Below are 14984 nucleotides of genomic sequence, written 5' to 3' on the forward strand. Positions count from 1 at the left end.
TTTTAAAAGTGTAAATATAAGTCTAAATAATTAACTTTATCATTCAAAATGAAAGATTGAAACTTATGCACATTCATAATATATCGCAACAAAATTCTATTCTAAACACCTTTATTTCTGAGATTAGGGACGTTTCAATTCAAAAAGACCGTATGCGCTTTCGAAGAAATATAGAGCGTATTGGCGAGATTATGGGTTATGAAATGAGCAAGGTTTTAAGTTATAGAGCAACTTCTGTTGAAACGCCTTTAGGAACGTCTTCTATAGATGTATTAGAAAATGATATTGTTTTGTGCTCCATTTTAAGAGCTGGAGTGCCGCTACACAATGGGTTACTCAATTATTTTGATGCTGCTGAAAACGCCTTTATTTCGGCATACAGGCACCACAAACACAACACAGAAAGTTTTGAAATTATTGTTGAATATTTGGCCTGTCCAAATTTAGAAGGTAAAACACTTATTTTAGCAGACCCCATGTTGGCAACGGGACAATCTATGGTTACTACTTTTGAAGCTTTAAAACCATTTGGAACACCTAAAGCAATCCATTTGGTTAGTGTTATTGGGGCACAGGAAGGCATTACTTATGTTGAAAATCACTTTGATGCATCTACCCATTTATGGATTACAACCATAGATGACACTTTAAACGATAAAGGGTATATTGTTCCTGGTTTAGGTGATGCAGGCGATTTGGCTTTTGGAGAAAAACTACAGCATTAGCAACAAAAATGGAATAAGCACCAAAACGGCAAGAAACACTTCCTTAAACCATTTATCTTCTATAATTTCTATATAATTTGTGATGATAATAGCGAGCGGTGCAAACAAAAATAAAAATTCGCTGCCATTTTTTTGAGGTGCTAGCAGTATCAATACAAATGCCATAATAGCTGCTATGATAACAATTTTAAAAGAGGCTCTTAATTCTTTTTTCTTCCTTTTAATGCTCTGTAAATAAAATATGGAAGACCATATCCCGAAAGAAAATAGCATGGTTATGGCCATTAAATATTTAGTAGAATTATACGGACTAAAATCATAACTAACACTTCGAGACGATTTAAATATTTCAAAAAAATCATAATAAACAACTACAGACACACCTACCATAATGCTGAAAACAGTTGCTACACCTATAAAAGGGATTATCCAATGTCTTATATTGTTATCTGAATAAAATATTAAACTCAGAATGATGACAATAACAAAAAGTATGGCCCAAAAATAAAACAATGACGCTACTGCTACCCATAAAGCTGCATCAAAAAGTTTGCTTTTAATACTTTTTTGCGAACGTAAGCTTATAATTCTTCTTAAGCCTAACAACACAAAAAGATTTGATAATAAAATATTCGTATGGCTTGTTGTTTGAACCATGGCTAATAAAAACAAGCTGAATAATAAGATTTCGTAGGTATTGGTTTTAGTTAAATTATTCTTAGAAATAATAAAATTAAATATGAGTATGGTAGCTATACAAATAAAAAACACAGCCATTTGTTTAACAACGAAAGCGGTTGTTACTGTTTCGATTACTAAATTTTCCCTGGCAGTTATAAAAGCTAAAACCGTAATAAAAAGAACAATGATAAAATTTATTGGCTTAGATTTATTAAAAATGCTTGTTATCATTAACTGTTTTTGTATTTTTGCTTCGTAAATATACTAACTAAAGCTGGTTAGAAAACTATAAATAGCACACATGAAAGATTTATTTTACGCTATACAAGATTTATTTGTTAACTTCCTTTTTAAGCCGCTTGATGCCTTAAGAGCATTAGAGCTTGAAAATTGGTTTGCTGCAAATGCCATTTCTTGGATTTTCCTTATCATCGGATTTGCTGCCATGGTATACTGGATGAAACAACTTAAAACATTTAATGATAATAACGAAGAAGACAAAAGTATTTCTTCGCATTCTTATCTATAAGAGACTGTTTTAGTTTTATCCTTTGGCTCTTTTATGTGTCTTTTTCCGCCATACATCAGCTATTTTTCGATCCATAGCTATGGCTATGAATCTTAAAATACCTTCGTCTAACAAAAAGATACCCTATAAAACATTCCAAAAACAAAATTTAAATAGTCTCTAAATCAAATCCGATATCTTTACGATAATACATCTTATCAAAATGTAGTTTTTCTATACTTTGGTAAGATTTTTTTATGGCCTCTTGATAGGTATTTCCATAGGATGTTATTGCCATAACACGACCACCTGTTGTTACCACTTTACCATCTTTCAATTGTGCACCAGCATGAAATGGAATAGAATCTTCAATCGCATCAATGCCTGTAATTTCCTTTCCTTTTTCATAATCTCCTGGATAACCTCCAGATACTAACATAATGGTTGTTGCAGCACGCGCGTCTATTTCGATATTTATTTTATCTAAAGTTCCATTAGCCATGGCCTGAAGAATTTCAACAAAATCGTTTTTAAGTCTTGGCAAAACGACTTCGGTTTCTGGATCGCCCATGCGTACATTGTATTCTATAACTTTGGGATCGTTACCGACTTTTATAAGTCCTATAAATACAAAACCAACATACGGTAAGTTATCTTTTTTAAATCCGCTAATGGTTGGTTTTACAATGCGTTCTTCTATTTTACTAAGAAATTCATCGGTTGCAAAAGGCACTGGAGATACGGCTCCCATACCGCCTGTATTCAAGCCGGTATCGCCTTCTCCTATACGTTTGTAATCCTTAGCTGTTGGTAATATTTTATAGTTTTTACCATCTGTAAGTACAAAACAGCTTAACTCAATACCGTCTAAAAACTCTTCAATAACCACTTTGGTGCTTGCTTGACCGAATTTAGCGTCTACTAACATGCTTTTTAATTCAGCTTTGGCTTCATCTAAATCATTTAAAATAACAACACCTTTCCCTGCTGCCAATCCATCGGCTTTTAATACATATGGCGGATTTAAAGTTTCTAAAAACACATAGCCTTTTTCAACTGTTTCTTTAGTAAAACTTTCGTAAGCTGCAGTTGGAATGTTATGACGGTATAAAAATTCTTTAGCAAACTCTTTACTGCCTTCTAATTCAGCAGCAACTTTTTGTGGGCCAATTACCGATACATGTTTTATGGCTTCATCGTTTAAAAAATAGTCGTGTACTCCCTGTACTAATGGGTCTTCTGGTCCCACTACAACCATATCTATGCTTTTCTTTAAAACTAATTCTTTAATCGCCTTAAAATCGGTAACTCCAATATTTACATTGGTCGCAATATTTGCTGTTCCTGAGTTTCCAGGAGCTACAAATAAGTTTTTGCATAACGGGCTTTGGGCAATTTTCCAAGCAAAAGTGTGTTCTCTTCCGCCAGAACCAAGAATTAAGATATTCATTGTATTATTTTTTAGATTCCCATATTCATAGGAATGATAAATTAAAGTTCGTGGCTGTCTAAAAAGTTTTTTAAATTTAGTTTGTCAGGTTTAGCTTGTCGAAACCGATATTAATTACCAGTAATTAAACTATTTCGACAAGCTCAATATGACATCGAACTAGACTTTTTAGACAGCCTCAGTGTTTTTTCAACTGCAAAAATAAAATTAATGGCACGAATTCACGAATATTTTTTATTTACTTTACAAAAATTATGTTTTACCTTGAATTTATTCCATATTTCTTTAAATATTAATGGCTTTCCTATTAAAAAGGCTCAAGCTGTTTTGAAAACTATTCAGCAGAAAACCGATACTGAGTTAAGTTCTTATATTGAAGCAAAAAAGGAAGCGATTGTTGAATTTCATATAAAGCATAATTCCTTCTACAAAACCTTTGCAAAAGATGTGAATCCGCAAGATTGGAACAGCATTCCTGTAATGAGCAAACGCCACTTGCAACAGCCTTTAAAGGAACGGCTTTCTGAAGGTTTTACACAAAAAAATGTTTATTTAAATAAGACTTCTGGATCTTCTGGCGATCCGTTTATTTTTACCAAGGACACATTTTGTCACGCCCTTACTTGGGCTGGATTTATTGACCGATATCGTTGGTTTCATTTAGATTTTAACTCCTCGAAACAAGCCCGATTTTATGGTATTCCTTTAAATAAAACAGGCTATTACAAAGAGCGCTTTAAGGATTTTTTAAGCAAACGCTATCGGTTTTCGGTATTTGATTTAAGTGATGCACAATTTGAAAAGAATCTGATCAAATTCAAAACCACTAAGTTTGACTACATCAATGGTTATACGAGTTCGATTGTTCAATTTGCTAAGTATTTGAAGCAGAAGAACCTCGTGTTAAAAGCTATTTGTCCAACATTAAAAGTCTGTATTGTAACTTCTGAAATGCTTTTTGAAGAAGATAAAATGCTGCTAGAAACACATTTAGGTGTCCCCATTATTAATGAATATGGTGCCGCTGAATTGGGTTTGATTGCTTTTCAAAACACTAAAAATAAATGGGTTGTAAATACAGAAGATTTGTATGTTGAAATTCTAGATGAAAACGATCAGGTTTTACCTTACGGCGAAGAAGGGCGTGTGGTTGTAACAGCGTTTTATAATAAGGCACATCCGTTTATTCGATACGATTTAGGCGATATTGGTATGCTTTCAAAAGAAAGTACCCCAAATAAACCCATTCTGGAAACTTTAATTGGCAGAACGAACGATGTTGTAAAGTTACCTAGCGGAAAAAAAGCAGCTGGCCTAACCTTTTACTACATAACAAAAACCGTTATTGAAGATGATGGCAATGTTAAAGAATTTATTATCGAGCAACTAAAATTGGATACTTTTAAGATAAGTTATGTAAGTAACCATGAGCTTTCAAAAGAAAAACTAGTAAATATTAACGCCGCTATAACCAAATATTTAGAACCTAATTTAACCGTTTCTTTTGAAAGAAGAACAGCTTTAGAACGTTCTAGCAGAGGAAAATTAAAACAGTTTAAGTCTTATTTATAGAAACAACTTGTTTCGATTTTACAAAGAAATGCTCGCTTAAAAAAATTAGCATATAGTAAACAGATTTTAAGCTTGAAAAGCCCAACCCTTTTCTATACACCCAATAATTATATTTTAAAAGATTGATTTTTTTTGAAGACATCGCGTCTTTTCTAACCCTGTAATACGCCAACGATTCCTCAATGCCTTTAGCGGGTTTCCCAGATGTTTTAACGGCTGCTAACCATAATAGCCAGTCTTGTCGTTTCCGTAGGCTAGGCGCTTTTATTTTGCCTAAAACCTTCGCATTATATATGCCTGTTAAATTACCAATGTAATTACTTTTTAAGTATTTTTGATAAGTTAACTCAGGTAACGCTTTTATTAATTTATTAAGAGGTTTTCCTGTTTCGTCAATTTGTTCGTAACTGCTAAAACAAACGTCACAATTTTGGGCTTCCATAAACTCTATTTGTATTTGGAGCTTATTAGGTTTCCATAAATCATCAGCATCTAAAAAGGCTATATATTTACCTTTAGCCTGTTCAATACCTTTATTTCTAGAAATTGTCGCGCCTAAATTGGCGTTATTTTTAAGCAGTTTTATGTTTGGTTTTTGGGCAATGAATTGGTTTGCTATTGCAATCGTTTTATCGTGAGAACCATCGTCTATTAACAGTAATTCCCAATTGGTGTAAGTTTGATTTATAACGCTGTGTATGGTTTCTGAAATATAAGCTTCAGAATTAAACATGGGTGTTATAATAGAAACTAGTGGCTTCAAAATTTGTGGTTAATATGCTTTTTCTTCACCTTTTAAAACGTTTAAGAATGTTTGCACAATTATTTTTATATCCAATAATAACGACCAGTTTTCAACATAAAAAATATCATACTTAACCCTGTTAATAATGTCTTTATCGGTTTCTACTTCGCCTCTATATCCACTTACTTGTGCCAATCCTGTTATGCCTGGTTTAACAAAATGGCGTACCATAAATTTATCGACTCTTCGTGCGTACATATTGGTATGGCTAACCATATGAGGGCGAGGGCCGACAACGGACATCTCTCCGAAAAGAACATTAAAAAATTGTGGCAATTCGTCAATACTCGTTTTACGAAGAAAGGCTCCTACTTTTGTGATTCTTTGATCTCCTTTTGTTGCTTGAAGTAAATGAGCTTCTTTGCTAGGAGTCATAGATCTAAATTTGTAGCAATAGAATTCATCATAATTGAATCCATTTCTAGATTGTTTAAAAAACACAGGGCCTTTTGATTCCAATTTAATTAAAATCGCTAGAATTGGTGTTAACCAAGATAAAACAAAAATGATTATAAATGATGCAAACAAAATATCAAATAAGCGCTTTAAAAATTTGTTTACCGGTTCTTGTAGCGGAATGGTTCTTAATGATAAAATAGGTATATAATCGTAATACTCGTATTTTAATTTTTTGGAAAAAATATCTTTATTGTCCGGAATAAATTTAAGTTCCCTCAAATTGTTATCTGCAAAATCTATCAAATTATTGATTTGTTTATTTGATAATTCAGCAATAGAAAAATATATTTCATCTATATTGTTTTCAATAATATAATTAAAACATTTATCTAAAGAAAAACCCTCATCATTAACACTAAATTGAGCTTTAAATTTATATCCAAAATCCAATCTTGTATTAAATGTTTTTATTAGTTGTCTTGTTTTTTCGTTTTTGCCAATAACGATAACGTTTCTTGTGTTCCCTCTTAATATGGCTCTATACTTTTTTAATAAAAAGAAGTTTAAAAATTTTAAACTAGAAATAAGCAACGAAACGAGTAGTAAATAATTACCCAAAGCAAGCCTGCTAATATTTGGCTGCTTAAAAAGCCCTATGTAAGCATATAATATAACAGCAAAAAGAATAATTTGACTAAATAAGAGCTGTACAATATGTATTACTCTTGTATGCCTTTGAATTTCATAAAAATGATTTTTTACAGCTATAATTATCCATAAAACAGAAATATAAGCACCAAATAGATTTATATCATTTAAATTAATTTGAAAAATAAAAATAGAACCGTTTAGTATTACCAAATCGATAAAACCAAATAATGGCTTTATAAAGCCCGAATATCTTCCTTGTCTATAGTTCAATTTACTTCTTTATATGGTTTGTAAAATCTTTATGCTCACTTCTATAAAGCTCGTCTGCTGTTAAACTTTTAAAATAATCAAAAGTAATTTTCATCCCTTGTTCTCGTTCAACTGTTGGTTGCCAATTTAACAATTTTTTAGCCAAACTAATATCTGGCTGTCGTTGTAAAGGATCGTCAATTGGTAATTTTTTATAAACTATTTTTTGATTTGTTCCCGTAAGTTTTATTATTTCTTCAGCAAAATCCTTTATGGAAATTTCATGGGGGTTTCCAATATTCACAGGATACGAATAATCGCTTAATAATAGCCTATAAATCCCCTCTATTTGGTCATCAACATAACAAAAAGAACGTGTTTGGGAACCGTCTCCAAATATCGTTAAATCTTCACCTCTAAGGGCTTGCCCCATAAATGCAGGAATTACACGTCCATCGTTAAGCCTCATTCTTGGTCCATAGGTGTTAAAAATACGTACAATACGTGTTTCTAAACCATGAAACCTGTGATAAGCCATCGTTATGGATTCTTGAAATCGTTTTGCTTCGTCATATACACCTCTGGGACCTATTGTGTTTACATTGCCATAATAGTCTTCAGTTTGTGGATGCACCAATGGATCTCCATAAACTTCGGAGGTTGAAGCAATAAGTATTCTAGCTTTTTTAGCTTTTGCTAAACCTAACAAATTATGCGTGCCCAAAGAGCCTACTTTTAATGTTTGAATGGGTATTTTTAAATAATCTATGGGGCTTGCGGGTGAAGCAAAATGTAAGATGTAATCTAGATTACCATCAATTTTTACAAATTTGGTAACATCGTGTTCTACAAAAGCAAAATTAGGATTGTTTTCTAAATGTAATAGGTTTTTTTTATCACCAGTGATATAGTTATCCATTCCAATAACATAATACCCTTCTTTTATAAAACGGTCACATAGATGAGACCCTAAAAATCCTGCTGCCCCGGTAATTAAAACCTTCTTCATTTTATTTGTTTGTTAAAAACAAGTTATTAAATTTTAGCTCCACTTCCAATTTTGTAACATACAAAACCAATCTTCTCAAGTGCTTTAATGTCTAAAATTCCTCTTCCATCAAAAATAAAAGCAGGTTTATACATGTCATCATAAATCTTCTGCCAATTATAGGTTTTGAATTCATCCCATTCTGTTAAAACAGCAATAGCGTGAGACTCTTTACTGGCTTCATAAGGATTATTATGAACTGTTAATAATGATTTATTTTCGTCTTCGCTTCTTGTCCCTAAATAGTCTAAGTCTGCATAAATACGCTCTTCAACTACTTTGGGATCATAAACAGAAATATTGGCTTGCTCACTCAACAAATTATCTGCTACTTTTATAGCCGCAGATTCACGTGTATCGTTTGTATCTTTTTTAAATGCCCAGCCCAAAAACGTTATCTTTTTACCTGAAACTGTATTATAGAGCGTACTTACTATGTTATCAGAAAAACGCTGCTTTTGATGGTCATTCATTATAATAACTTGTTCCCAATAATCGGCAACTTCATTTAATCCGTAAGTTTTAGCTATATAAACTAAGTTAAGAATATCCTTTTGAAAACAAGACCCTCCAAAACCAACAGATGCTTTTAAGAATTTAGAGCCTATCCTAGAGTCCATTCCTATAGCTTTTGAAACTTCATTAACATCGGCTCCGGATTTTTCACAAAGTTGGGACATCGCATTAATAGACGATACGCGTTGTGCTAAAAAGGCATTTGCTGTTAATTTGGACAGCTCTGATGACCACACATTTGTGGTTAGAATTTTCTCCTTAGAAACCCAATTTGCATAGATGTCTACCAGTGCCTGAATGGCTTTTTGCCCTTCTATACTAGCATCTCCTCCAATTAATATCCTATCTGGATTTAAAAGATCTTCTATCGCTGTTCCTTCTGCTAAGAACTCAGGATTGGAAAGTATTTGAAATTGAACGCCATTACCTGTATGATTTAAAATGTTCTTTATTGCGGATGCCGTTCTAACGGGCAATGTTGATTTCTCTACCACAATTTTATTGCTTTTGGAAACTTTGGCTATCTGACGGGCACATAATTCTATATACTTTAAATCGGCTGCCATACCTTTTCCTTTTCCATAGGTTTTAGTTGGGGTATTTACCGAGATAAAAATCATATCCGCTTCGTCAATAGCTTTATCTACATCCGTTGAAAAAAATAAATTTCGCCCACGTGCCTCACCAACAATGTTGTCTAAACCTGGTTCAAAAACTGGTAGTTTGCTTAAATCCTCATGATTCCAAGCCGCTATTCTTGATGCATTAATATCTACAATGGTTACCTTTATATGTGGGCATTTTTGTGCCACCACTGCCATGGTTGGTCCTCCTACGTAACCTGCGCCTATGCAGCATATGTTTTTAATGGTCATTTATACTTTCTAAAATAATTATAGAATACAAATATATGCTCTTAAATAAGATTAAAAGCAACTACTTAGATTTTTAATAATTCTCTTATAAATTTATCTAAGACTTCTTTTTGAGAATACTTCATGTTAACATACTGCTTTGCGTTCTTCCCAAGATGCCTAGATAAATCCTTATTATGTACTAATAAATTAACGTGCTTAATAATTTCATTTATAGAATTTCCCTTAAAATAGTAACCCGCCTCAGACTCCTTAAAAATGGTAGCCACTTCGCTTTTTAAATTACCAGTCACAATAGATGGTTTTCCACTAGCCATCATGCCTAATAATTTAGAAGGCATGACCGTGTCAATCACATCTGTCTTTTGAAACAAAATATGTAAATCCGCACTGGATAATAATAGAGGTAGCTCTTCAAAAGGGACTAAGTTGAAATGTTTAACAAAACTAAACCGTTTTAGTTTATTAATTACCATTTCCTTTTCTGCGCCTTCTCCGACTACAACAACCTCGATGTTCTTTATATTTCTTAATTCATTAATAAAACTAAAAAACAGCTCCCAATCTTGCTTAGCGCCTATGTTCCCTGAATATAGTATTTTAAAATTATCGGATTTTAGATATGGATGGATTTCATTTTCAATTGTATCAAATAACGAAATGTCTATCCAGTTTGTTAAATAATATGTGTTTACTTTTGTTTTTTCTTGTAGCTTGTTTATCATTCCATGGCTTATTGTTGAAACAACATCTGCCTTAGATAATAGTTTCTTCTCAATCCATAACAACCCATTAAAAACTGTTTTTGCTTTTCCGCTAAGCAATCCAGAGTCTATTGCAGCATCAAACTCAAAATCTTGAATATGAACCCATAATTTTGAGTTGTATCTTAGCTTTAAAAACCACCCCAATAAAGCCGATGTTGTAAAAGGAATGATTGCTATTACAACATCTGGTTTTGATATTCTAAATAAATTTATGAAATTCCCATGGGTAAAACTTGTTAAATGTATGATGCGTTTAAAAAATGTTGGATTTCTAGGAACATATTGTTTGCTTCTTAAAACGTTTACACCATTAATAGTCTCTTTTAATAAATAGGGTTTTGTTTTATAATCTTTTCTTATTTCCCATTGTGGGTAGTATGGAAACCCTGTAACTACCGTAACATGAAACCCTGCTTTTACTAAATATTCTGCTTTTTGGGTTGTGTATAGGCCAATAGCACTATCTTCTGGGTAATAATTTATGCCTATGATTGTTATTTTTTTACTCAACGTCTCGTTTCTTTATAAATTTTGCTGGTGAACCTGCATACATAGAAAATGCCTCTAAATCTTTAAATACAGAACTTCTAGCCCCAACTACTGTTCCTTGCTTGATAGTTATACCCGGTGCCACAAAGACATCTGTAGCCAACCAACATGCGTCTTCTATAACTATTTTTTTAGAATAAATTGGAAAATCAATTTTTGTATAATCATGCGAGCCAGTACAAATGTAACTTCTTTGTGATATAACGGTGTTATTACCTATCTCAATATCTCCCAAAGAATAAAGAACCACTTCATCCCCAACCCAACTATAATCACCAATTGTAACTTTCCATGGATAGGTTATTTGTGCAGAAGGGCGAATAATAGCACCTTTTCCTATTTTCGCGCCAAAACACCTCAAAATAAAACGCCTCCACCCATACATAAATTGAGGAGAACATCCAAACAAGCTCGCCTGAACAAACCACCAAAATTGTACAGTAATTGATGATCTGCCTCTAAAATTTGAAGGAAGTTGAAATTTACTTAACTCAAACATCTATCGAAAATTTTAATCATATTCTCAACAAAAACATCTTCTGCAAATTCCTTTTCTGCATAAACTTTATTTAACTCCCCTTTTTTCTTCAACATTATTCTATTTGATATTAAAAATAAAATTTTTGATTTTAAATCCTTAACATTATTCTTCTCAACAAAAATAGCATTATTATCCGTGCAAATATCTGGAATTCCCCCGTGTTTTGTTGTTAAAATTAAATTACCAAAAGCCATAGCTTCAATAATTGAGATGGGTTGTCCTTCTCCTCGACTATAAAACGTAGGTAAACAAAATACATTACCCCACGATAGCATTTCTGTTTTAGCTTTTCCTGATACAACTCCCAAATATTCTAAATTAGAAAACCGTTCCATTTTTGAAACAACAATTTTATTTTCTGGAGTGATATTACCAGCAACTTTTACCTTGATTGTGTTTGGATCAATACCTTCCAATGCTTCCAATAATAGATTAATGCCTTTACCTTCAATTAAATTACTTAAAAAAATAAGTCTAAGCTCTTCATAATTTTTTTCCTCCTTATCCATTGACTTCAAACTACTTTCAAAAAAATTTTTACATATAAATATTCTTTCTCCATCTAAAAAAAATGAAAGATGCTCTTTTAATGATTTTGAAAGAACAATACCATAATCAAATTGTCTTAAAGTAAATAACATCAGCTTCTTTTTTAGACTTTTTTGGTTTTCATATTCATTCTTTAAAAAACCTCCATGCAAATGAATAACTGTTTTAGTTTTAAAAATTTTTGCTGCCAATAAAAAAGGTAAGTACTTTAATACTCCAAAAAAAGTTTGCCCTATAGTAATATTAACTATATCAAAAAAAAGAATTTTATATAAGCTTAAATAGACCTTAAAAAAAAACAATATTTTATTTATACTAAATTTTCCTGTATTTCCTTTAATATCCGTTTGAACTTGGGTGTTAATAATTCCTATTTGTTTTCCTTTGTTCTCTAAACCACACTTTAACACTTCATTTGCTAAACTTACTCCTGAAATTGGAGAGGGGAATGGGCCTATTAATAATATTCTCTCTTTCATTTAAAAGTCTAAATCGTTAATTAAAGTTTTTTCTTAAAAACAAATTACATATAAATGCAAAACAAATTACTCCTGCTTCTCGTTCTAAAATGTTCTCAGATAACATGTTCAAAACAAAGAAAAGTAATATACCTAAAAACAAAAAATCTCTAGAGGCTATTGTTTCTTTAAATAGACAAAACATATAACATAAAAATAATTGAAAGCCCAATAAACCTGTTAAAATCAAATAACTTAAAAACTGATTATGAGAATTAATATTTTCGTTATTATTAATTACTGTTTTGGAAAGAATACCATTTGCATCTCCAGTACCGAAACCTAAAATGGGTTCCTTGATTACTAAATTATAAGCTTTTTTATATATTAAAACCCTTTTTCCTATTGATGTTGTTGAATCATTTATAGTATTTTCTATATTGGAAAACTCTTTAAAACCATTATACCCCTTATATCTTGGAAACAGAACAACACCAAGACTAATAAGTAATAAAAAAATACCTCCAAAAAACAGAAACAAGAATTTATTTTTTAACTTTTTAATGTTTACAAAAAGCATAATAATTCCTACAAAAACAACAGCTATTATAGCCATTCTCTTATTCATAACAATAAGTAAGAAAACTGATAACAAAACGCAAAGTATCGCAAATATCAAATCAAACTTATTCTTATACTTAAAAAGTATAAAAACAGAAAAGATGATACTAATCCCAACTTGCAAAGCTAAATAAATAGAGTGTATCTGATATTTCGAATTAATTGATTGGTCAATTAACGTATTATAATGCTGAATTAAATATGTTAACCCTCTATTTTCTGTAATTGCAAAATAAATAAAAATAGAATATGAAAAAACTAAAGTCCCTACTACAAAGACAGTAAAAATATTTTTACCATATCTGTCTAACTGTATTTTCAACATTTCTTTTGAAAGCAATGAAAAAAATAAAGGGTAAATAATTAGAGAAGCACCTGTTTCTAATCTTTTTATTCCATACGATATATCTTCAGTATATAACATACCGAAAACTAAAATTAAATAAGGTAGTGAGCTTAAAACAAAAAAGTGATAATCCATTTTTCTTCTTTCAAAAAAAACTTTGATAGAAAATCCCCCTAAAAGAAGTATTGGAATAAACTTAAAATTGCTTGGAAATAATATTATTAAAGCATTTAAACAAAGTATTAGAAAAAGAATATAATCTCTTTTATTATCCATTATTATAATTTAAATATTTTCATAATAAATTTAGGAAATACATAAAAAGCAAAAAAAGGTAATATAAAATACACGTAGCCATTTGTAAGGTCTCCTCTTAGTAAAAATATCAAATGTATAGCAAAATAAAATGCAGCAAATTGCCTAAGAGGGTCATTTGATTTTAACCAATTAACAAACTTCAAACAAATCAGGGCTAAAAGAATTCCAAATAAAATAATTCCCACAAAACCAAAATCCACATAAGACTCAGCAACCAAAGGGTCTGCTAAATTATGAAACCATCTACTTTCATCATGATATTTTTGTATGTGCTCTCCCATCAATTCTCCTGTAGTTATAGGTTTATCTTTCCAAATAGCTCGAGGTATAAAAAAGAATAATGATGGTAATAGTTGTGTTCCCATAGCAAACCCTTCTTTTTCCGTATAATCTATAGTGGTTGCAACCATCATAAATGCATCAAAGTTTAAACTTACTAATTGGGAAGAAATACTCTCGCTTATATGCTCTACTGTGAACGTTTCTTTAAAAGACATTTCAGATAAAGCTTTATTGGAATGCGTAATTAGACTAGTTGCAGGAAAAATAACAATTAGACTAAAAAATAAAATTACTAAAATTTTAAAATTGCTATTAATCCATTTAGAATAAACAAAATACATTAAAGCTATATAAATAGGTCCTAATGCATTCCTTTTAGCTGTTAGCGGATTTTTATATAATAATAATAATAATAATAACAGTACTACAATTATTACAATTATATAAAAGTTAAGTTTTCTATGTCTCCAATTTCTTTTTATATAATCTATGCCCAATATTAATGGGGCTAATGGTAAATAAAACAAAAACTTAGCATTAATAATTCCCTCGCTCTTGCTAATTATGGACGAAAAGGAGGTTAAACTGATCTTTTCAATCAAGTAATCTAATTTCCAAATAAACACTACTATATTCAAAACAAATAATAATAGAATATAAAATGGAATTTTTGGGCTAAATTTAATAATAATTGGGGATGACTCTCTTTTGATAAGTGAAAAATAAACTAAAAAAAAAACCGAATTGAATAATATTATTAAAACATTGGTTTTTAGAATAAGCTCATCTGAATATCTAAGCCCATTAAATAATCGTTTATTGTTTTCAGCAAAAAAACTATCGATTTGCAAAATAGGAGCTATAATAAAAAAAAGATATGAAAAAACTATATATGAAGCAATAAAAGGAGAATACTCTTTATGGTTAAACATATAAAGTATTGTAAAAAAATACAAAACTGAAAAATTAACCATAAATAAAACTCTATGCTCAAAAGGAATATTATTGCCTACCAAAAAAACAATAAAAATTAATAAAAAAACTGTTAGAAAAAGAAGTCTGGTTTTCATTTAT

Annotated in this window: 14 protein-coding genes; 3 read left to right on the forward strand and 11 right to left on the reverse strand. The window is 30.9% G+C overall.

The window, feature by feature from the left end:
- The first annotated feature begins 65 nt into the window (after positions 1–65).
- Complete coding sequence (gene upp / locus CJ739_RS07255; RefSeq protein WP_117173859.1) at positions 66–725, forward strand: uracil phosphoribosyltransferase; 660 nt, start codon at positions 66–68, stop codon at positions 723–725.
- On the opposite strand, the gene CJ739_RS07260 is transcribed toward upp, so the two are convergent.
- Positions 714–1637 carry a DUF6427 family protein gene (locus tag CJ739_RS07260; RefSeq protein ID WP_117173861.1) on the reverse strand — a complete coding sequence of 308 codons (924 nt, stop codon included), beginning with the start codon at positions 1635–1637 and terminating at the stop codon, positions 714–716. The two genes, upp and CJ739_RS07260, sit on opposite strands and share 12 nt — an antisense overlap.
- 70 nt (positions 1638–1707) lie before the next feature.
- Here CJ739_RS07260 and CJ739_RS07265 point away from each other — a divergent pair, with 70 nt between their 5' ends.
- Entirely contained in the window at positions 1708–1935 is a 228-nt protein-coding gene (locus CJ739_RS07265) for a DUF6341 family protein (RefSeq protein WP_117173863.1), read from the forward strand.
- Positions 1936–2083: 148 nt separating this feature from the next.
- On the opposite strand, the gene purD is transcribed toward CJ739_RS07265, so the two are convergent.
- Positions 2084–3364 carry a phosphoribosylamine--glycine ligase gene (purD, locus tag CJ739_RS07270; protein WP_117173865.1) on the reverse strand — a complete coding sequence of 427 codons (1281 nt, stop codon included), beginning with the start codon at positions 3362–3364 and terminating at the stop codon, positions 2084–2086.
- 210 nt (positions 3365–3574) lie between these two features.
- Between purD and CJ739_RS07275 the strand changes: the two genes are divergently transcribed.
- Positions 3575–4936, forward strand: coding sequence for a phenylacetate--CoA ligase family protein (locus CJ739_RS07275; protein ID WP_236951623.1), 1362 nt, complete (start codon positions 3575–3577; stop codon positions 4934–4936).
- On the opposite strand, the gene CJ739_RS07280 is transcribed toward CJ739_RS07275, so the two are convergent.
- The 9 genes from CJ739_RS07280 to wzy all read right to left on the reverse strand — a co-directional run bounded on the left by CJ739_RS07280 (position 4920) and on the right by wzy (position 14980).
- The gene (locus CJ739_RS07280; RefSeq protein WP_117173868.1) at positions 4920–5699 is read right to left on the reverse strand and encodes a glycosyltransferase family 2 protein; all 780 of its coding nucleotides are present in this window, start codon (positions 5697–5699) and stop codon (positions 4920–4922) included. The genes CJ739_RS07275 and CJ739_RS07280 overlap by 17 nt on opposite strands.
- A 9-nt stretch (positions 5700–5708) precedes the next feature.
- A complete protein-coding gene (locus CJ739_RS07285; protein ID WP_117173870.1) occupies positions 5709–7061 on the reverse strand; it encodes an undecaprenyl-phosphate glucose phosphotransferase in 1353 nt (450 codons plus the stop codon).
- Between the two features lies 1 nt (position 7062).
- Positions 7063–8049, reverse strand: a complete 987-nt coding sequence (locus CJ739_RS07290) for a UDP-glucuronic acid decarboxylase family protein (protein WP_117173872.1) — start codon at positions 8047–8049, stop codon at positions 7063–7065.
- Positions 8050–8075: 26 nt separating this feature from the next.
- Complete coding sequence (locus CJ739_RS07295) at positions 8076–9479, reverse strand: UDP-glucose 6-dehydrogenase (protein WP_117173874.1); 1404 nt, start codon at positions 9477–9479, stop codon at positions 8076–8078.
- Between the two features lie 65 nt (positions 9480–9544).
- Positions 9545–10756, reverse strand: a complete 1212-nt coding sequence (locus CJ739_RS07300) for a WcaI family glycosyltransferase (protein ID WP_117173876.1) — start codon at positions 10754–10756, stop codon at positions 9545–9547.
- Complete coding sequence (locus tag CJ739_RS07305; RefSeq protein WP_117173878.1) at positions 10749–11294, reverse strand: putative colanic acid biosynthesis acetyltransferase; 546 nt, start codon at positions 11292–11294, stop codon at positions 10749–10751. The genes CJ739_RS07300 and CJ739_RS07305 overlap by 8 nt, the downstream gene beginning before the upstream one ends.
- Positions 11282–12364: a glycosyltransferase family 4 protein gene (locus CJ739_RS07310; protein ID WP_117173880.1), complete on the reverse strand. Its 1083-nt coding sequence runs from the start codon at positions 12362–12364 to the stop codon at positions 11282–11284. The genes CJ739_RS07305 and CJ739_RS07310 overlap by 13 nt, the downstream gene beginning before the upstream one ends.
- Before the next feature lie 16 nt (positions 12365–12380).
- A complete protein-coding gene (locus tag CJ739_RS07315; RefSeq protein ID WP_117173882.1) occupies positions 12381–13586 on the reverse strand; it encodes an O-antigen ligase family protein in 1206 nt (401 codons plus the stop codon).
- Positions 13587–13588: 2 nt separating this feature from the next.
- The gene (wzy, locus tag CJ739_RS07320; RefSeq protein WP_117173884.1) at positions 13589–14980 is read right to left on the reverse strand and encodes an O-antigen polysaccharide polymerase Wzy; all 1392 of its coding nucleotides are present in this window, start codon (positions 14978–14980) and stop codon (positions 13589–13591) included.
- Positions 14981–14984 lie beyond the last annotated feature (4 nt).

The organism is Mariniflexile sp. TRM1-10, assembly GCF_003425985.1.
Classification (GTDB): Bacteria; Bacteroidota; Bacteroidia; order Flavobacteriales; family Flavobacteriaceae; genus Mariniflexile.

Coding starts and splice junctions, on each gene's coding strand:
- upp (WP_117173859.1), top strand. CDS start 66: ATGCACATTCATAATATATCGCAACAAAATTCTATTCTAAACACCTTT.
- CJ739_RS07260 (WP_117173861.1), bottom strand. CDS start 1,637: ATGATAACAAGCATTTTTAATAAATCTAAGCCAATAAATTTTATCATT.
- CJ739_RS07265 (WP_117173863.1), top strand. CDS start 1,708: ATGAAAGATTTATTTTACGCTATACAAGATTTATTTGTTAACTTCCTT.
- purD (WP_117173865.1), bottom strand. CDS start 3,364: ATGAATATCTTAATTCTTGGTTCTGGCGGAAGAGAACACACTTTTGCT.
- CJ739_RS07275 (WP_236951623.1), top strand. CDS start 3,575: ATGGCACGAATTCACGAATATTTTTTATTTACTTTACAAAAATTATGT.
- CJ739_RS07290 (WP_117173872.1), bottom strand. CDS start 8,049: ATGAAGAAGGTTTTAATTACCGGGGCAGCAGGATTTTTAGGGTCTCAT.
- CJ739_RS07295 (WP_117173874.1), bottom strand. CDS start 9,479: ATGACCATTAAAAACATATGCTGCATAGGCGCAGGTTACGTAGGAGGA.
- CJ739_RS07305 (WP_117173878.1), bottom strand. CDS start 11,294: ATGTTTGAGTTAAGTAAATTTCAACTTCCTTCAAATTTTAGAGGCAGA.
- CJ739_RS07310 (WP_117173880.1), bottom strand. CDS start 12,364: ATGAAAGAGAGAATATTATTAATAGGCCCATTCCCCTCTCCAATTTCA.
- CJ739_RS07315 (WP_117173882.1), bottom strand. CDS start 13,586: ATGGATAATAAAAGAGATTATATTCTTTTTCTAATACTTTGTTTAAAT.
- wzy (WP_117173884.1), bottom strand. CDS start 14,980: ATGAAAACCAGACTTCTTTTTCTAACAGTTTTTTTATTAATTTTTATT.